Genomic DNA, 18976 nt, shown 5'->3' with positions numbered 1-18976 from the left:
TCCATTCTGTGCTCGCTTTTACGCGAAAAGGATGTCCGTGTGTGATCCGCATCGGGTGGCCGTGGTGAATGATCCCGAGAATTCCCCTGTTTTCCGTGTGACCCCGTCCGGCGAAAGGAGGAGACCGTGACCACCGTGCCGCCGACGGAATGGGACCCCGAGGGATTCGCCGGGCACGCCGATTCCCGCCCCGTCGAGTCCCGTCCCGCCCTCGACCGCGTCCCCGCCCAGCTCGGCGGGCGCTTCGACCTCACCGAAGTCCTCTCCGAGGCCGCGACCCCCGCCCAGGCGGTCGTGCTGCGGGTCAAGGACCGCGAGGCCCGGCACGACGACGGCGCCGTGCCCCTGGTCCTCAAGTGGTACCACCGCGCCTACGCGCCCGACGCGGAGGCGAGCCGGGTCCTCACCGGCGAGCTCGGGCACGTCGTCCGCGTCCTGGAGCGGGGGAGCGCCGACGGGCACCCGTACGAACTGATGCCGTCCTACGGCGAGACCACCCTCGCCCACTACCGTGCCCGGCACCCCGGGCCCGTCAGCCCGGAGCTCGTCCGTGCCGTGGTGGCCCAGCTGCACGAGGCACTGACCGCCCTGCACGACGAGGAACTCGTCCACCGGGACGTCGCCCCCGACAACATCGTCGTGAGCACGCAGAACGAGGACCGCCTCGACCTGGTCCTCGTCGACCACGGCGCGGCCGTCCACCTCGGCCGGGACGACGACTCCCCGAGGCGCCGGGACTGGCTGGGCAAACCCCACTACCTCGCCCCCGAGGCCGCCATCCACGTGCAGAGCGTCACCCCCGCCGTCGACTGGTGGTCCCTCGGGATGGTCGTCGCCGAACTCGCCGGCGGACAGCACCCCATCGACTACCTGAGCACGGGGGAGACGCTCGTGGAGATCGCCACGCGCGATCCCGACCTGTCCCGCGTCACCGACGGCCGCCTGCGGATGCTCTGCGAGGGCCTGCTGACCCGGGTACCCGAACACCGCTGGGGCAGCGAGCAGGTGGACGGCTGGCTCTCGGGCGACTCCCCGCCGGTCGCACCGCGCACCGTCGGCGGGTACGCGCCGCCGCCCTCCACCGTGGAGCCCTTCGCCTTCCAGGGCCGCGACTTCACCGGCACCGAGACGCTGGCCCGGCAGTTCGACACCCAGTGGCAGACCGCCGCACGGCTGCTGTCCCGCCGCCGCGGCCGCGAGCGACTCGCGGCCTGGCTCGGCCAGTTCACCGACGCGCCGGGCCGCACCGAGGAGGACGCCGCCGAACTGGCCGAGCTGCGCGAACGGCTCACCGACGCCCCGGACCCCCCGGCCATGCTGCGCCTGCTCAACTGGATGGGGCCCGAGCGGATCGCCTCCTGGCACGGCGCCGAGCTGGACCCCTACCACCTGGCGGAACTGACCCGCGCGGCCGAGGACGGCGACCACCCGGCCCGGGAGCTGGTGACCGCCCTGGCCCGGCACGAGCTGCTGCCCCTGCTCGCCGGCCGGCCCGGCGGCGAGGGCCTCGACGACGTCCAGCGCCGCTGGCAGAGCCACCGGGACGGCTGGGACGCCGCGGTCGCGGACGTGCTCGTACGGGGTGGCCCCGCCGCGCGCGGCCCGGCGGCCCGGCGACTCCGCCCCACCGTGGAGCTCGACGCACGGCTGTTGCGCCTCGCCCAGGAACCCGAGCGCACCCGGAGCCACCTGCTGGCCGCCGGCGCCTGGGACGCGGCCGACGGACCCGAGCCGCCCTGGTACCGCGCACTGCGCGCCGACGAGGACAACCCGCTGCGGCTCCTCGCGGCGGCCCTGCTCCGCGGCGTCGCGCAGACCGAGGCGAGGGAGCAGCTGGCCAGGGAGTGGGCACGGCAGTGGGAGCGGCAGCTCGCTCGGGAGACCGGCGCGCGCTACGAGGTGCTGCGCCGCCTGGACCGGCAGCCCACCCTGGGGTGGGCGCTGCTCGGCGCGACCCTGGTCACCGCGCCGTGGACCTTCCTCATCGGCCTCGCCGACCTGCTCGACCGAGCCGACCAGCGCCAGGTCGTGCTCGCCTGGATGCTCGCGCTGCCCGCGGCGACCGTCGTCTACGCCCTGGAACTGTGGATCGCCCTCGCCCTCGGCGCGCTCGTCTACCATCCGGACCGGTCCCTCGCCGGGCTGCTGATCCCCGCCGCCGAACGGCCCTTCCACGCCGCCCGCTCCCGCGGCCGGATCGGGATCGCGGTGGCCGCCGCCTGCCTGGCCACCCTCGGGGCGCTGGGCGTCTGGGCCGTCGTCGTGGCGCCCTGGGCCTGGCCCGCCGCGACCGTCCTGGGCCTCGCGGCGTGGACCGTCCACCGGTGGCTGGCGTGGCGGCGGATCGCCCGGGAGGCCCGCCTGGACCCGCCGTTGCGGCGCGAGGACCGGCACCGGCGGGGCCCCACGCGGCAACGGCCCGTCGCCTCACAGGGGCCCGCACCCTCCAGGAGGAACACATGAGCCAGGGCCTGGTCTTCCCCTCGATCGCCGAGATCGTGCCGACGGTCGGATACCCGGCCTCCGCCACGCCCGGAACCCTCGACTTCGCCTCGCTCACCGACGCCGGGCAGGGCGCCGGCCACGCGGTCGACGGCCTCGGCCAGGGCGTCGGCCACGCGGTCGACGGCCTCGGGCAGGGCGTCGGTCATGCCGTCGACGGCGCCCAGGCGGCGGCCTCGCACGCCCTCGACGCGGCCGGCCACGCCCTCCAGGAGCTCCTGGAGCCCGCCGCCGTCGCCCTCGGTGCCCTCAGCGGGGCGCTCCTCGTCTGCCGGGCCGCGATGGCCGGCACCCGGCTCCTCGCGGCGGCCGCCGGACGGGCCGCCGAGGAGCAGCGCTGCCTCGAACGCGTCCAGCGTGCCGCCACGGAGGCCGCCGCCCAGTGGGAGGCGGCCGCCTTCGCGGCCGTACGGGCCAACGCCCGCCGCGCCGCACTCCTGACCCGCGTGCGCCGGGCCGCCGTCCGCACCGCGCCGGACGCGCCCCCGCCCCCGCTGCCCGACCTGCCGCCCCCGCTCACCTGCGTGGGCACCCGGCTGGACGTCCTGCGCCGCGAACTCGCCGTGCTGGAGGAGGCCCTGACCACGGCGGAGACGGCCCAGGACCGGTGGACGATCGAGCAGACGCTCCACCTCACCGGCGGCCCGGACGACGAGGCATGGCGGCGGCGCACACGGGAGCGCCGCGAGGCGCTCGTACAGGGTCTCCAGGACCCGTCGACGGCGGACGCGCCCACCCTCCCGCCGGCGCCGGCGGTCGAGGGACTCGGCCGGGAACGGGCCGAGGAGTCGGGCGCCGAACTCCTCGCCCGGCTGGTGCCCGGGACGGACGGCAAGGACGCCGAACTGGCGGTGGCCGCCGTGCGGCTCGCCGTCGCCTGCGCGGACGACCGGCCGGCCAAGGCCCGCAACCACCTGCGGGAGGCCCGCCAGTTCGTCAGGGACGCCAACCGGGCCGTACGGTCCCGGCTCGCCGCACAGGAGAAGGCCGCCGTGCAGCTCGACTGCCTCCTCACCGAGGCACCGCCAGGCGAGCCCCCGCTGGTCCCGGCCGGCGAGGAGATCGCGATCCTGCGGGCGGCCCTGGAGACGGGGCGTGCGCCCACCCCCGAGGAGCAGCGCAAGGTGGAGCTGCGCATCCGGGAGCGGACCGCCGACCTGGAGTGCCGCTACACCACCGAGCTGATCGGGCTCGCCGTCGCCCGGCTCGCCGACCCGGACGCCACCGGACTGCCGGCCGCCCGGGCGGGCGCGGCGGCGGACGGCGACGGCACGGCGGCCGGGGCACCCGACGCGTCCGACACGCCGTTGTGCTTCGACCTGACCCCGGCCGGGTGGTGGCCCGACCACTGGCTGCGCATCACCGTCCGCGACGGAGCGACCGAGATGGTCACCATGCACGCGGAGCGCCCCGGACCCGGCAGCGCCGCGGAACGGGCCCTGGACGCCCGCCGCTGCCACGAGGCCCGCGGTCACCTGGACGAGCTCCGCGAGGCCGGCCGCCGCTGGGGCATCGACCTTCCCGTGACCTTCCGGGAGAGCGGCGCGGCCGTGCCCGGGGTCCGGGGCGGCGACGGGGCGGTGGTACTCGACCACGCCGACGCCGAGGAGCGCACGGAACCGGACACCGGAGCACGCGACGACCTCCGCACGGCCGGACAGCCCCGGGCGCGCCGCGTCGACGACGACAGGAGGAGCACGGGACGATGAGCGTCCACGACCTGACCAAGACGCCCCGGGAGACCTCCGGCCACGACGGTCCGGGCCCGCGCCGGGAGACCCCCGAGGACCGGCGGGTGCCGCTGTTCGTCGAGGAACTGACCGGGACGCTCAGCGTCCACGCGCAGTACGTCCTCCACGGCAACGTCGACGATCTGCACCTGGTGCGGCCCCGCGGCACCGACAGTCACCACGGGCTGGTCACCGTGGTGTGGAACTCGCTGCGCGCACAGGGCTACCGGGCGCTCGTCCGGTACGACCAGATCGACGGCTTCCGCGTGGCCGGCCCCCGGTCCGGACCCGACCTCGACATCGTCCGGCACCTGCTGGCCGAGAGCGGCCCCACCGCGCTCCCCAGAGTCGGCCGCTCCGCCCGTACCTCGCCGCTCCTGGAGGTCGTACCGCAGTTCCAGGAGCTGGTACGGGGATGGGCGCAGCGGCGGGCGGTCAGCGCGTCCACGCAGGAGGCGGGTCCGCTGCGGGTGGCGCTGCTCGTCGACCACGCCGGGCGGCTGCCGACCGATCCGGGGCGGCTCAGCGAGGCCGAGCGGGACTTCTTCCTCGCCTGCCTGAAGCTGGCCGGTTCCGCGGAGCCGCTCGCCCCGGACCCGGCCGCCGCCCTGGCCATGCCCGAACACCCCGCCCCGCCCGCGCTGTTCAACCCGGTCATCTGGCTGACCCCGGGCGAACGGGACCTGCCGTCGTGGTTCGTCTCCGGCAGCAACCGGATCCGCAGGATCGCCGTCCCCGAGCCCGACGCCGACGAACGGCGCCGCATGGCACGGCTCCTGGAGCGCGAACACGCCCGGGAGTCGGGCCGGGTGCGCCGCGCGGACGTGCCCGGAGCGGAGACCGCGACGACAGGGGGGAGCGCCCTCGCGGACGACTTCGCGCGGGCCGCGCAGGGCATGAACCTGCGGGCCATGCGGGAGAGCGTCACCCTGGCGGTCGCGCGCGGAATGCCGTTCACGGCGATGCCCGACGCCGTGCGCGTCTACCGGCTCGGAGTGGAGAAGAACCCCTGGCGCCGGGAGGAGATCCGGCAGCGGATCAAGGAGGGCGAGGAGCGGATCCCGGCCCGCGTCCTCGGCCAGGACGCGGCCGTCGGGATGACCCTCGCCATCCTGAAGCGCGCCGCGCTCGGCCTCTCCGGCGCGCAGGCGAGCACCCCGGGCCACCGGCCGCGCGGCACGCTGTTCTTCGCCGGGCCGACCGGCACCGGGAAGACCGAACTCGCCAAGGCCGTCGCCTCGGTGCTGTTCGACAGCGACCAGGCGTACCTGCGCTTCGACATGAGCGAGTTCTCCGCACCGCACTCCGCGGACCGGCTGGTCGGCGCGCCGCCCGGGTACGTCGGTTTCGAGGCCGGGGGAGAGCTGACCACGGCGGTACGGGCCAACCCGTTCCGCGTGATCCTCTTCGACGAGATAGACAAGGCGGACAAGGGCGTCCTGGACAAGTTCCTCCAGGTCCTGGAGGACGGCCGCCTCACCGACGGACAGGGCGTCACCACGTACTTCAGCGAGTGCGTCCTGATCTTCACCTCGAACCTGGGCGTGCAGCGCACGGACCCGGTGACCGAGGAACGGGAGTGGATCGTCGAACCCGGCACGCCCTACCGGGAGCTGGCACACAAGGTGAAGCGCAACGTGAAGCACCACTTCGAGTCGGTCGTGGGGCGGCCCGAGCTGATGAACCGCATCGGCGGCAACGTCGTGGTCTTCGGCTTCATCACGGAGGAGACGGCCGGCCGGATCCTCGACCTCCAGATCGGCAACATCGAGCGCCAACTGGCCGCCGAGCACCAGCTCAGGCTGCGGTTGTCCCCGGGGGCGCGGGCCCAACTGGCGACGTACTGCACCCGGGACCTGTGGAACGGCGGCCGGGGCATCGGGATGGTCCTGGAGACCCACCTGCTGAACCCACTGGCCGGCGCCCTGTTCGACCGCCCCGGCACCGGTCCGGGGGAGACCGTCCTGGTGCACGGGGTCCACGAGACCGAGGACGGACACGTGGAGATCGACGTCGAGACGCTGCCGGGAGAGCGATGAGCGCGGAGGAGGGCGCCGCCTGGGAGGACCCGGACGAGGACTGGGAGGACCTGGACGCGGGGGAACCGGCGGACGACCCGGGGGCGGTGGCCGTCGCACCGGTGCCGGACGCGCCGGTGTCCGTGGCGCCGGGCCCGCCGGCGCACCCGGCCCGGCTGCGCTTCGAGGAGGTCGCGCTGACGGTGACGGTCCTGCCCGGCACCGTGGCCGGGCTGGGCCGCGACCCCGAGTGGGCGCCCGCCACCGCCGCCGCGCTCGCCGCGCACCCCACGGTCTCCCGTCGCCACGCGAGCGTCGCGGTGGCACCGGACGGCACCGCCACCGTCACCGAGGAACCGTCCACCGCCGCCAACGGCACGCGCCTCAACGGCATCGACCTGCTGCCCGGGCGGCCCTACCCGCTCACCGACGGCGACCTCCTGCGGCTCGGCGCGCGGATCGGCTGCGTGATCGCCCTGGGGCGGGGAGCGGGCCGGCCCGGGTGACCGCGGCCCGCCCCGGGGCGGGCCCCCGGGGGCGGTCCCGGGGGCGGTCCCGGGGGCGCACCGCCCCGGATCAGGCCAGGTCGTCCGGGACCGAGATCCGGGCGCGCAGCGGCTCCAGGAGGGCGTTCACCTCGCGGACGTCGCCCGGGTCGTCGAGGCGGAGGGCCGCCTCGGGTTCCGCGCGCAGTCGCTTCTCTTCGCAGCGGTCGCCGAACAGTTGGAGGGCGGGGCGGGGGCGGCAGCGCTTGGACTGCCACAGCAGCCCCGCCGGTTCCGGGCAGTGCCGGCGGATCAGCCGTGCCCAGTACCGGGTCTTCGGGTAGTCCGGCTCCTCGCAGTCCACCAGCCAGCTGTCCTGCCACACCCCGGCCAGCCCCTCGGCGGTCGTGAGGTCGACGAGGGTGAGGTCCTCGGTGGTGCGCAGGACGGACAGGCGGTAGCGGGAGGCCTGCGCCCACGGCACCAGCCGGGTACCCGTCGCGTCGTCGAAGTCGACCGATCGCAACAGGACCTCGGAGAGTGCGGTCACCGGGTCGAGGGCCGCGTAGAGGGAGGCGTACGGGTCCTGCTCGGTGCCGTCGAAGCGGCTTCCCCGGAAGAACTCGTGGGCGAGCCGGGGATTGAACTCCTGGCCCCCGTACTGGTGCAGATGAAGCCGCCACAGCCGGGTACCGGCGGTCAGCTCGTGGACGACGGGCCGCATCCGGGCTCCGCTGGGCGGGATCTGGCCCGACATCAGTCGCCCTCCACCAGTTCACGGGCGGCCAGCGCCAGTTCTTCGTCGGGCACGGAGCCGAGGAGGTCCGCCGGTACGCCGCCGAGCCAGGAGTTTCCGCCCAGCCACCAGTCGGCGGCACCCCAGGGGTCCCGGTCCGCCATCAGCAGGCGGTTGATCACGCCGACCACGGGCAGCGGCCGGTCCGTGCCCTCCTCGAACTGGAACCGCGGGTAGCGGTCACCGAGTTCGGGGTGGCGCAGCCGGATGAGTCGGGGGTCGCCGGCGGCCGCCCCGATGCCGGCGGCCGGCAGGGAGGGCGCGGCCAGCAGCCGGGCCCGGACCGGGTCCAGCGGCGGCGGGCCCTGCAGGGAGCCGAGGAGCGCGAGCAGCGGCTGCCGGTCGAGCAAGGGGGCGTCGACGCTGCCGGCGAAGCGGACGCCGTCCCGCAGGGCCCGGGTCACCGGGTGCTCGTCGGGCAGGTCCCGCAGGACCCGCCGCAGGCCGCGCATGGCCGCCTGCGCGGCCTGCGGCTCCGTGCTGTCGGCGAGCTTCCGAAGGGCCGACGCCAGCTGCTCGCGGGCGGCCGGGTCGAGCGCTGCGAGTGTCCGCGGCCAGTGGTCGCGGAGCAGGGCGACGAACTCGTCGGGGGTCATGTGGCGGCCCCTCCTTCCTGGTGGGGATGTCCGGTGGCGGGGGCCGTGCCGTCGGTACGGGGCGCGGGATTGCCCTGGTGGATGAAGGCACCCCAGTAGGCGGGCGTGGTCAGCTCCGGACGGGCGGCGGTACGCCGCAGCGGCGGGGTCAGACCCGGTACCTCGGGCCGGAGGCCGGCGGGGGCCAGCATCCAGCGCTGCGCGGCGCGCAGGGCGTCGGACGGCGCGAGGCCGGCCGCCAGGTGGTGGTGGAAGACGGTCATCAGGACGGCCGAGGCGTCGTCGCTGACCTTCCAGCGCGAGCCGACGGCGTCCGCCGCGAGCGCGTGCACGAAGGCGGTGGTCACCGTGAGCGCCTCGTCGTGGTCGTGGGTGCTCAGGTCGGTCTCGCAGGCGCTGAGGACGACCAGCGGCAGACCCGCGCCGTCCGGTCCCGGGCGGGTGTCGAGGAGCCGGGTCACCGACAGGCGCCCGGCCCCGGGCTCCGCGCCCACGGGACGGCCCAGTTCGAGCACGGACGAGCCGGGGTCGGCCCCGGCCGTGCCGTGACAGACGAGGTGGACGACGGCGACCGGCCGCGCGCCCGCGGCGCGGGCGCCGAGCAGGCCCAGGACCTGGGCCGGTGTGCCCGCGGGCGGCGGCGACGCGAACGTGCGGGTGTCGTACTCGCCGTAGAGCTCCGCCTGTGGGTAGTAGGCGTCGTGGACGGCGAGGACCTCGTCCTCGGCCATGTCCAGATCGGCCGGTACGCAGACCAGCGCCTGGCCCTGGTCGAGCGGCAGCCGCCGGGCGCGTACCGCCCGGAGGAACTCCCGTCCGGAGGCGGCGTAGGTGAGCACGGCGGTCTCGCAGGCCCGTACGGTCGCGGGTGCGCCGGCGGCCCGCCACCGGTCGGGCACGGGGAGCCGGGCCGCCTGCCACGGCACCACCCCCAGGTTCCCGCAGGCGACGACGGCCAGCCGCACCGGTGGGGCGGTGGAGGCCGCGCCGTCGAGCAGACCGGCCTCGCCCAGGCCCCGTTCCCACAGCCCGAGCGCGTCCAGGACGGGGCTCATGACGTGCTCGCCCGCCCAGTCGCACAGCGCGTCGAGCGCCGCCTCCCACCGTTCGGCGCCGCGCCGGGCGGTGAAACGCCCGGCCGTGGCCTCCAGATAGGCGGCGACCGGTGCCCGGCCCGGCCCGGACAGGGCCGGCAGGGACAACGTCCAGGGGTCCCGGCCCGGAGCCACGACCAGCGCCCAGCCCTCGCCCGCCGCCTCGCCCGGCAGCAGGTAGACGAGGGCCTCGGCACCCGACCGGGCGACCGCGTCCCCCAGCGCGGTGTCCTCGGGCACCCGGCCGTCGCTCCGTCCCCGCAGCAGCGCCAGTACCTCGCGGCGCAGCCCGCTGGGCAGCAGCCGGGTGTTCGGCCCGCCGTCGAGCAGCGTCGCCAGCAGCCGCTCCGGATCCTGCTCCGGCGCCGTGACCGTGCCGTCCGGCCGGGCGTCCCGCCACTGCCGGGCCAGTTCCTCCTCGCCGAGTTCCACGAGCCGCTCCGGCACCGTGGCCGAGACGGCCGCCGCCCCGAGCACCAGGGCCCGTCCGGCCTCCAGACACGACACCGCTTCCTCGGGGCGCCCGGCCCGGACGGCCCACGACGCGGCCCGCAGCCCCCGGGCGGCGCCGCCGCGGGCGACGTCCAGACCGTGCTGGACGCCCTCCTGGAGCAGCACGTCGTCCGCGGTCGCCCGCAGCGAAGCGCGGGCGTCGGCGACGGCGCGGTCGAGGTCGGGCCCCGCGCCGCTCCCGGCCCGCGAGGCGTACGCCTCGGCGAGATCCCAGTGCAGCGACGCGGACACCTGGGCGGTGCCGGTGTCCAGTTCGGCACGGGCACGCTCGAGCTCGTCGATGACCTCGTCGAGGACCGCGGGATCCCGGTCCGCGCCTCCCTGGAGGGAGAGCGCCAGGGCGATGCCCATCCGCGTGCGGATCCGCTGGTCGGCGACGAAGGGGTTGCCTTCGAGGGAGGCCCTGGCCCGTTCCACCGCCTCGGCGACCCGTTCGGGATCCGGGTCCAGGTACGAGGTGAGGGCCAGCAGCGGTGCCGCGAGGGCGTCCATGAGCCGCCGCGCGAACGGCACGGTCTCCGCCGCCTCGTAGGCCTGGTCCAGGTAGTGCCCCGCGCGACGCAGGGGCTCGACGTCGGAGGTGGCCCGCGCGAGGGCGATGTGGCCGTAGCAGAGCAGGAAGAGCGGCATGAACCGCCGGGCGACGACCGCGCCGGGGTCCTTGATCCCGTCGGGTTCGTCGGGTTCGTCGGGTGCGTCGAGTTCGTCGAGGACGTCGAGGACCTGCCCCATCAGTTCGTCGAGGGCCGTCGTGTCCTGTGCGTCGGCGGCCTGGTTCAGGCGCCCCATCAGCAGCAGGTTGCGGTTGGTCCACAGCAGGTCGTCGGCGCCGGGCTGGTTCCCGTACGGCTGTGAGGGAGGCGGCTGCCCGTTCCCGGGCGCGAGGATGTTCTCCAGCAGCTTCGCTGCCGCGGTCATGTCGACGTGACTGCCGCCGACCTGGCCGGCCCCGGCGAGCAGCCCGGGCAGCACTCCGCGCACGAGTCCGCCGAGGACGTCGTCGGTCCCGCCCTGGGCGGACTCGGACTGCAACAGACCGAGTGCCGCCTCGACCTGAGCGGCGTCACCCGTGCCCACGCCGAGCATCGCGCGGACCATGGCGAGCAGCGGGCCGGGGATCCGGTTCTCCGCGAGCGGACCGGGGGCCCCGGCGGCGGCGAGCAGGGAGGCCATCTGCTCGACGGAGACGGCGCCGGGCTCGGCGGCCGTGGTGAGCATCCCGAGCAGCGTCCGGAGCTCCTGCTGCTCCTCCCTCGTGGGGAGGCGAGTCACTTCGGACGACAGCCCTTCCGCCGTGGGCGGCAGCATCTTCCGCATCATCTCCACGAGCGGAGCGACGGGCCCCAGCATGCCCGGGTCGATGGTGTCCATCCGACGCAGGACGCCGTGCAGAGCCGCCGGGTCGTTGGAGAGGAGTGCGGCCTGGAGGTCCGTCTGGAAGGCGAGGAAGTCCGCCGCGCCCGGGGGCAGCCCGCCGGGCGTGGCGGCGCCGATCTCGTGGACGAGCCGCTCGATCTCGGGGGCCGACTCGATGACGCCGAGTCCGCCGTTCGCCAGGGGAACGGAGGCGTCGATGATGGACTGCACCATGTCCATCCCGAGCGGCCGGCGCTCGGTGAACGGGCCCGCGAGCAGTACGAGCAGGTTCCGTGCCGCGTCGGTGTGCGTCCCGACGTCGAGCAGGCGCCCTTCCCGTGCCCTGCGCAGCAGTTGGACGGCCTCGGTGCGGTCGGCCTCCTCGCGGCGGTCGTTCCACCGGGCGCCGATCAGCGCGCCGAGGCGTTCGAGGCACGCGGCGAGCAGCGCCGGCGCGCCCGGAGGGCCGTCGCCCAGCTCCCGTACCAGCAGGCGGAACTCCGTGATGAGTGCGTCCCGTTCGCCCGCCGGCGGCGCCGCCGCGGGGGGCTCCTTTCCGATCGGGAGAACCTTCGTGCCCGCGGCCCGCCGCACCGCGTCGGCCACCCGGCTTCCGATGTCACCGCCGGGGGACTCCATCGCTTCGCCTTCGATCCCCAACACCCCTCCTCAGCAAGCCGATACGGCTCATCATGGCCCGCTCGTGCGGCGTGCGGCGCGTGCTCGCGCGAGTCAGCGGAAACCGTCCGGCGATCGACCGGATCATGGCCGGAAGGGCCCGGCCCTTCGGCGGGGCGCGTGACACGATCGAGGTCGAAGCCCCGTGCGCACGCCCCGGAGCCACCGACGCGGGCCAAGGCCCGCGCACGCACCGGACCGGCCCTCGTCCCGCCCTGACCGTCTCCTCCGCTTCGGAAGGTGACCGCTCTTGCCCCTGCTTCCCTACCGCGAGGTCACCGACCCGTCCTACGCCGACGCGTACACCGCCGGGCTCCGCGTGTCGGACACCCGGGACGGCGCGGTGCTCAGCGGCTCGTGCCCCCGCTGCGCCTGCCCGTTCGACTTCAGCTACACCCGTCGTGTCTTCCGCTACCCGCGCCCGGGGGGCCGCTCCGCGCCGGCCGTCACCGTGCCGGTCCTGTGCGTGTGCGAGGCTCCGCACGAGGGCCGCCCGGCCGACGAGGAGGGCTGCGGCGCGTACTGGAACGTCGTCCTGGAGCGGTCGCCGTGACACCGTGGCGGGCCCGCTCCGGTCCGGCCGGGACGCCCGCCGACCTGATGGCCGCACGAGGTGGCCGCCGACTCCTGCGCGAGGAACTGCCCCGGGTCCGTGCGGCGGCCCTGGCCTGGCGCAACGGCCTGGGCGCGCTGCTCCTCGGGCTGATCGGATTCGGGCTGCTCAAGGGGCGCACGGACGTGGGCGCGCTCGCCGCGCCCTACGGCGCCCTGGTCGGCGGGCTGTTGCTGGGCGCGCTGCTCAGCGGGGCGACGGGCGGGATGCTCCTGCTGCGCGCCGCACACGGGCGGCCGGCGGCGTCGGTGGTGCCCGATCCGGCGCCGGGCACCCTGCCCGCCGGACCGGTGACCGCCGGGCACGAGGAGGCGCTGCGCGCGGCGCGGGCCCTGACCCGGGGAGTGGTGGCCACGCTCGGCTGCGCGGCGCTGCTCACGTCCGCCGTCGCCCTCACCTGGTACGGCCCGGCCGGTGAGGGCCCGCGGCTGACCGTCACCACCCCGGCCGGCTCCTTCTGCGGGGAGCCGCTCCGCACCGCCGGCGGCCGCCTCGCCCTGAGGACCTCGTCGGGCGAGCTGAGCATCGACCTGTCGACCGCCCTCGCCCTCCGCCCGACGGCCTCCTGCGCCCCGCCGGGCGGCCCTTGAACGCCCCGGCGCCGACCGCCCGGTCCGCCCTGACGGTCGAGCTCAGGTGGGAGGGCGGACGAGCTGCCGAGGGGGGAGTGGGCCTCGGCGGCTCGCGCACGATCACGCGTCAGGAGCGCCGGGGTGGAACGCGTAGACGTACACGCCCCGCGTGCCGCCGACGACGACTCCGTGGCCTTCGGGAGTCCAGGCGCAGGAGTACAGGACCCCGTCGGTGCGCATCATGGCGGCGGCGCGCCCCGACCTCGGGTCCCAGACCCGCACCGTGCCGTCGTCGCCGGCGGTCGCGAGCCAGGCGCCGTCCGGTGAGACGGCCACCCTGGTGACCCGGCCGGTGTGTCCGACGAGGCGGGTGATCTCCCGGCCGGTGGCCCGGTCCCAGAGCCAGACCGTCGGGTGGTAGCCGCCGGTGGTGGCGAACCACGTGCCGTCCGGCGCGACCGCCGTGACCTGCACCCAGCCGGGGTACCCGGTGACACGCGCGGTTTCCCGTCCGGTGGCCCGGTCCCAGACCCGTACGGACCCGCTGTCGCTGCTGGTGGCGAACCAGGTGCCGTCCGGCGCGATCGCCACCGAGGACACCGAGAGGGCGGCTCCGGGGAACCGCGCGGTCTCCCGTCCGGTGACCGGGTCCCAGATCCGCGCCGTCCCGTCCTTGCCGGTGGTGGCGAGCCAGGTGGCGTCGGGAGCGATCGTCACCTCGTACCCCATGTCGGTGTGGCCGGCGAGGCGCCGGCTCTCCCCGCCGGTGGTCGGGTCCCAGATCCGTACCGTCCCGTCGTTGCCGGTGGTGGCGAGCCAGGTGCCGTCCGGCGCGATCGCCACCCCGTTCACCGGCCCGTCGTGCCCGGTGAGGCGGGCGGTCTCCTCGCCGGTCGCGGCATCCCAGATCTGCACCGTGTCGAAGCGGACGGTGGCGAGCCAGGTGCCGTCCGGCGCGATCGCGCCCACTTTCGCCCACGGTTCGGTGAGGCAGGCGGTCTCCCGGCCGGTGGCCTGGTCCCGGATCCGCACCCGGCCGTCGTAGCCGTAGCCGGCGAGCCACGCGCCCTTCGGTGCGACCACCACCGTCTCCACCGGGAGGGAGTGGCCGGTGAGGGGCGTGGCGTCCTGCCCGGCGTCCCGGTGCCAGATCTGAGCCGTGTTGCCGCCCGTGGTGGCGAGCCAGGTGCCGTCGGGCGCGATCGCGACTCCGTTCACCGAGAATGCCGGTCCGGTGAGGCAGGCGGTCTCCTGTCCGGTGGCCCGGTCCCAGATGCGCACGGTGTTGTCGCCGGCGGTGGCGAGCCAGGTCCCGTCGGGTGCGATCGCGGCCCCGCGCACGAGTCCGGTGTGGCCGGTGAGGCAGGCGGTCTCCCGCCCGGTGGCCACGTCCCAGACGCGTACCGTCTTGTCGTCTCCGGTGCTCGCCAGCCAGGTGCCGTCCGGGGCGACCGCCAGCCCTCTCACCGGGCCCTTGTGGCCGGAGAGGCAGGCGGTCAGCCGGCCCGTGTCGGCGTCCCAGAGCCGTACGTTCCCGTCGCCGGCGGCAGTGGCCAGCCATGCGGCGTCCGGTGCGATGGCCACTCGATGCGCGAGACCGCCGTGTCCGGTGACACGGGTGGTCGCCTCGCCGGTGACCAGGTCCCAGGTCCGGATCGCCCCGCCGACGCCGACGGTGGCGAGCCGGCCGTCGTCCGGGGCGACCGCGACGTCGTGCACCGACTCGGCGTCACCGGTGAGACGGGTGATCTCCCGCCCGGTGGCCGGGTCCCACACGCGCGCGGTCCTGTCCCGGCCGAGCGTGGCGAGCCAGGTGCCGTCCGGCGCGATCGCCACCCGGTACAACTTGTCCGCGTGGCTGCCGAGGCAGCCGGTCTCCCGCCCGGTGACCGGGTCCCAGATCCGCACGGTCCCGTCCTCGCTGGTGGTGGCGAGCCAGGTGCCGTCCGGCGCGATCGCCGTGTCGAGCACCGTCCCGGTGTGGCCGGTGAGCGTGCGGAGCAGACCGGGGTGCGGCAGGTCGGGTGGTGTCCAGTGGTTGCGGAGAGCGGGGTGGGGCCATCGGTCCTCCCGGGCGGCGACCTGGTCGCGCCAGGCGGGAAGAGGGCGGAGGCGGCTGTACAGGACCGCGGTCACCGCGTGGGCGGGCTCGGTCGGTCCGAGCAGGTGGGTGACGCTGGAGAGGTCGCGCGCCCTCCGTGCGGCCGCGGGGGTGGGTATCCGGGCGCAGTCCGTCCAGGGGGCGGTCGGGCCCCGGTGGTGCAGGCGGGTCTCGATCCAGCGCAGGTCGCAGGCGAGGGCTTCGGCGTGAGCGGTGCGGTGTGCGGCGAGGAGATGGGTGACGGCGTGGTCGAGCAGGTACGGGTCGGTCAACGTCCACCACGCGGCAGGCGGGTGCGGCGCGGCCGCGGTGAGCGGGTCGGCCGGGGGCAGGCCGGCCTGGACGGCGTCCACCAGCGTGGCGTGCAGGTCGGTGAGGCGCTCGGGGCCGAGTCCGGCGCGCAGGTAGTCGCGGATGACGTCGTGCAGGCTCAGGCGCCCTGCGTCCGTGTCGTCCACGGAGAGCAGGGACAGGTCGTCGAGGTCCGCGCACAGATCCCGTGTCCGCCACTCGTCGAGGTCCGCCGTGGCCCGCCACAGCGTGGCCACGACGGGGAGGGGCGCGGCCTCGCCGTGAGCGAAGATCCCCAGTTCGGCCAAGCGCGCCCGGCTGTCGGCGCTCAGGTCCGCGAGCGAGGCCTCGAGGGTCGCGCGCACCGTCGTCGCGCGCTGCCTGGGGTCGCCGAGGTCGGGTACGGCGGTGGGCCGGTCCACCGCGGCCGGGCCTCGCGCGCGCAGGCTTCCCAGCAGGTCCGCGGCGGCGGAGGCCGCGTCGGCTCCGGTCCGGACCCGCCTGCTGATCAGCCGGTTGGCCAGGCGCAGCAGCAAGGGCCATCCGCCGGTGACCCGCACGAGGTCCCTGGCCACCTCCGCGGGCAGGCCCGGCAGTTCACAGGTCAGCACCCGCAGGGCCTGGTCCTGGGACATCGCGTCGACCCGCACCGTCCGCGCGTCGGGCGGGAGGATCGCGGGGACGCGCGTGGTGACCAGCCGCACGCAGGACGCGCCGCCCGAGAGGAAGGGGTCGAGCTGCTCCTGCGTCCACACGTCGTCGAAGATCAGCAAGGTGGGCCGGTCGGAGCGCTCGTCCAGCAGCCGGCCGAGGTACTCGCCCGCCCGGTCCGGGCTGTCGAAGGACACGTCCCTGCCGGTGACGGCGAGCGTGACGTCGTGCACCAGCCGGGTGACGGCTTGCGGGCCGTCCGCGCCCCGGCCGACCACGAAGAAGTACACCCCGCCCCGGAAGTGCTGCCGCACCCGGGGGCTGGCGCGCACGATCTGGGCCAGTGTCGTCTTCCCGAAGCCGCCCGCACCCTCCAGCGCGGTCGTGATCCCCACCGGCCCGCCGGCGACGGGCGAGCACACGGTGGAGACGACCTGATCGGCCTCTGCCCGATCGACCACCCACCATCCGGGCACCTCCGGTGCGGCCGGATGCGGAGGTGGCGGCTGGGCGGCGTGCAGATGGAAGGTGTTGGTCTGCTGGTTGTGGTCGCCGATCTGCACGGCGGCAGGGCCGTCGAACGTGTTGCCGAAGAAGCCGCCCCCGCCGGGTGGGGCGGTCACGCACCGTTCCCGAAGTGGTTGTCCTGCCGGTTGCCGTTGCCGACCTGCATGATGGCCGGGCCGTTGAACGTGTTGCCGGACACCTCGCCCCGGCCGTCGTGCTCCCGTGGGGCGTACGGGGCGACCACGGCGCGCAGCGCGGCGACCACCGAGTCGCGCTCGGCCGCGTCGACACTCTCCAGCAGGACCTCGAACCGACCCTGCCAGAGGGCCTCCTGGCGGACCCGCTCCTGTCCGGGATCGTCCTCGTCGCCCGCACCCACGGCAGCGGCCGTCCCGTCGAGCCGCTCCAGCGCGGTGCTCGCGCGCTGGTCGTCACCGCGGCCGAACAACCGGGCCATCGCCTGCCGCAACCCCGCCCACGCGTCCGTTCCCGCCGCCTGCACGACGGCCGTTCCGCCCGCCGCGGCCAGAGCCGTCATCGCCTCGTCCAGCAACGCCGGCACCTCCCCTCGCACTCCGTCGCGTAGATCGTACGCCGCCGGCTGCCGACACGCTCTTGCCTCAACCTCCTTGGAGGGCAGGGCACTTCGGTGCTACGGAGGCGGGCCTCGCCTCCGGCTCTCCGGCCGCTCTCGGCTCCTGGCCGGGGTCGGCCGGCTCAGTCGTGCCGGAGGGTGTAGAGGTCCCAGGAGTCGGGGTCGCCGATGTAGACGTACAGCTTGGGGTGCTCGAGGCTTCCGTAGACGCTCCAGCTGTCCATACCGACGGCGCAGCCGTCGATGGTGACGTCGACCTGTTGCGCGTACGGGCCCTCGGCCGGGTCGTAGGTCCAGGTGCCGTTGCCGGTGCATGCGCGGACCTGGGGTTCGAAGGGGTCGACGGAGTCGTCGTAGGCGAAGGTGTCGACGCGGTTCGCGGTGGCCCTGCCGTCCGGAGCGAGGGTGAGGGTGCCGCCCTTGCCGTCGGCGTACGTGCCGACGATCTGCTCCCTGTTCAGCTGCGGGGGCTCGTATCCGATCCCGGCGTACAGGGCGATGCCCGCGAGGGCGAAGGCGGTGACGGCGGCGAGCGTTCCGTACAGTGCGATCCACCCGAACATCGAGCCCCCGGAGAGCGGTGGGCGGTCGGGGAGCAGCAGTCTGCGGGCGACCAGGGCAGGGGCGGCGAGCACGGTCGTCACCGTGAGCCAGGCGCCGAGCCACGTCAGGGGCCCGGTCCCGGAGGCCGTCACGGCCAGGGCGGGCGGGGCGACGGCGGCGGCGGTCGCCGCCGGGATCCACCACCACGCCTCGCGCCCCGAGACGGTGCGGCCGAGCCAGCCGGCCGCGGCCAGCAGCGGCATGATCACGCAGACGGTCACGAGAGCGCCGAGCGCGGCTCCCGCCGCTGCGACGAACGGCGCGGCGATCAGCATGACCAGGAGCCCCATCGCGTTGTAGGGCAGCGGCGGGGCTTCCTGGGTCTGCCCCCACACGTAGCCCGCGATCAGCCCGATCGCGGCCTCGAAGAACAGCACCGAGAGCGAAGCCGTCAGGACGGCGCCGAACCTGTCCCTCACCCGTGTCCGCGTCTGAGGCGGCGGCGCCGGATTCCGCAATTCTGAACACATTCAAATCCCCTCCGGTGCACATCATGCACCACGGCACCCCCCTCCACGCCCGGCACCCCCGCGGTGCGGCAGCGGTACGCGGCCAGGGAGAACGTCACGTCCGGATGCGCCGATGGATGCGCCGACGGACGCATCGACGGATGCGTCGATGGAGGTACCGGGCAGCGACCGGTCCGCGGCCCGGAGGGTCACAGCAGGCGCTGCGTGGGGGCCGCCCTCCTCAACGCCCAGGAGGAGGGCGGCCGCCCCTCCGCCGTCACGGTGAGACACCGCGCGCGGGGGCCAGCACGAACGTGTGCCCGGCCGGATCCATGAACCGCCGCACATCCGTGCGCCGGTCCGTCCGGGTGCCGTTCTGTTCCGCGGTCAGCGGGCGGGCCCCCAGGGAGACCGCCTCGCGCTCGGCCTCGTCGAGCGCGTCGGGCGCCACGACGATCCACAGGTGGGACTGCTGGGAGTCGTCCGGCCGGGGCCAACTCGGCGGCGCGTGACCCACGTCGCGGTGGATGCCCAGGACGATGCCGGTGCTTCCGGAGAGCAACAACAGGTCGCCGTCACCACCCGGCTCGACGGTGGCGTCGAGCAGCGCGGCGTAGAAACGGGCGAGGGGTTCGGGATCGGTGCTGTCGAGGACGAGGACGCCGGTCTTGGAGACAGTCATAGCCTGCGTGTGCCCGCTCGCGTCCCCTCCACGCGAGGGGGTCGTGATCCGCGCCGACCGATGAGGGGTGTGCGCCCGATGCGTTGTCAGTGCCCCTCGTTAGTCTCCCCACATACCGCAGTTCAGGGGCTTCGCGCCCCCTCT

13 protein-coding genes are annotated in these 18976 nt (G+C 75.3%); 6 read left to right on the top strand and 7 right to left on the bottom strand.

Annotation, left to right across the window (positions count from 1 at the left end; all coding sequences use genetic code 11):
• Positions 1–126 precede the first annotated feature (126 nt).
• Genes OG309_RS02025 through OG309_RS02010 form a run of 4 tightly spaced genes read left to right on the top strand, consistent with a single transcriptional unit; the run spans position 127 to position 6756 of the window.
• Positions 127–2463 carry a protein kinase domain-containing protein gene (locus OG309_RS02025; RefSeq protein ID WP_329417743.1) on the top strand — a complete coding sequence of 779 codons (2337 nt, stop codon included), beginning with the start codon at positions 127–129 and terminating at the stop codon, positions 2461–2463.
• Entirely contained in the window at positions 2460–4211 is a 1752-nt protein-coding gene (locus tag OG309_RS02020) for a hypothetical protein (RefSeq protein ID WP_329417741.1), read from the top strand. The genes OG309_RS02025 and OG309_RS02020 overlap by 4 nt, the downstream gene beginning before the upstream one ends.
• Positions 4208–6271 (top strand): AAA family ATPase, encoded by a 2064-nt coding sequence (locus tag OG309_RS02015; protein WP_329417739.1) that lies wholly within the window; start codon positions 4208–4210, stop codon positions 6269–6271. The genes OG309_RS02020 and OG309_RS02015 overlap by 4 nt, the downstream gene beginning before the upstream one ends.
• The gene (locus tag OG309_RS02010) at positions 6268–6756 is read left to right on the top strand and encodes an FHA domain-containing protein (RefSeq protein WP_329417737.1); all 489 of its coding nucleotides are present in this window, start codon (positions 6268–6270) and stop codon (positions 6754–6756) included. Before OG309_RS02015 ends, OG309_RS02010 begins: the two co-directional genes overlap by 4 nt.
• Positions 6757–6826: 70 nt before the next feature.
• On the opposite strand, the gene OG309_RS02005 is transcribed toward OG309_RS02010, so the two are convergent.
• From OG309_RS02005 to OG309_RS01995, 3 genes are read right to left on the bottom strand one after another with little or no spacing between them, the layout of a single operon-like run.
• The gene (locus tag OG309_RS02005) at positions 6827–7492 is read right to left on the bottom strand and encodes an RES family NAD+ phosphorylase (RefSeq protein ID WP_329417735.1); all 666 of its coding nucleotides are present in this window, start codon (positions 7490–7492) and stop codon (positions 6827–6829) included.
• Positions 7492–8127, bottom strand: a complete 636-nt coding sequence (locus OG309_RS02000) for a hypothetical protein (RefSeq protein WP_329417734.1) — start codon at positions 8125–8127, stop codon at positions 7492–7494. The genes OG309_RS02005 and OG309_RS02000 overlap by 1 nt, the downstream gene beginning before the upstream one ends.
• Entirely contained in the window at positions 8124–11750 is a 3627-nt protein-coding gene (locus tag OG309_RS01995; protein WP_329417732.1) for a CHAT domain-containing protein, read from the bottom strand. Before OG309_RS01995 ends, OG309_RS02000 begins: the two co-directional genes overlap by 4 nt.
• Positions 11751–12018: 268 nt before the next feature.
• Between OG309_RS01995 and OG309_RS01990 the strand changes: the two genes are divergently transcribed.
• A complete protein-coding gene (locus OG309_RS01990; RefSeq protein WP_329417730.1) occupies positions 12019–12321 on the top strand; it encodes a hypothetical protein in 303 nt (100 codons plus the stop codon).
• Positions 12318–12971 (top strand): hypothetical protein, encoded by a 654-nt coding sequence (locus OG309_RS01985; RefSeq protein WP_329417728.1) that lies wholly within the window; start codon positions 12318–12320, stop codon positions 12969–12971. The genes OG309_RS01990 and OG309_RS01985 overlap by 4 nt, the downstream gene beginning before the upstream one ends.
• Before the next feature lie 102 nt (positions 12972–13073).
• Here OG309_RS01985 and OG309_RS01980 read toward each other — a convergent pair whose 3' ends face one another.
• The 4 genes from OG309_RS01980 to OG309_RS01965 all read right to left on the bottom strand — a co-directional run bounded on the left by OG309_RS01980 (position 13074) and on the right by OG309_RS01965 (position 18832).
• The gene (locus tag OG309_RS01980; RefSeq protein WP_329417726.1) at positions 13074–16619 is read right to left on the bottom strand and encodes an NB-ARC domain-containing protein; all 3546 of its coding nucleotides are present in this window, start codon (positions 16617–16619) and stop codon (positions 13074–13076) included.
• A complete protein-coding gene (locus OG309_RS01975) occupies positions 16616–17065 on the bottom strand; it encodes a hypothetical protein (protein WP_329417724.1) in 450 nt (149 codons plus the stop codon). The genes OG309_RS01980 and OG309_RS01975 overlap by 4 nt, the downstream gene beginning before the upstream one ends.
• 155 nt (positions 17066–17220) lie before the next feature.
• Positions 17221–18120, bottom strand: coding sequence for a hypothetical protein (locus tag OG309_RS01970; RefSeq protein ID WP_329417722.1), 900 nt, complete (start codon positions 18118–18120; stop codon positions 17221–17223).
• Positions 18121–18427: 307 nt separating this feature from the next.
• The gene (locus tag OG309_RS01965) at positions 18428–18832 is read right to left on the bottom strand and encodes a VOC family protein (protein ID WP_329417720.1); all 405 of its coding nucleotides are present in this window, start codon (positions 18830–18832) and stop codon (positions 18428–18430) included.
• Positions 18833–18976 lie beyond the last annotated feature (144 nt).

The organism is Streptomyces sp. NBC_01268 (assembly GCF_036240795.1).
Classification (GTDB): Bacteria; Actinomycetota; Actinomycetes; order Streptomycetales; family Streptomycetaceae; genus Streptomyces.
Note: the sequence above shows the minus strand (reverse complement) of the source record. Positions and strands in the feature narration are given on the sequence as shown.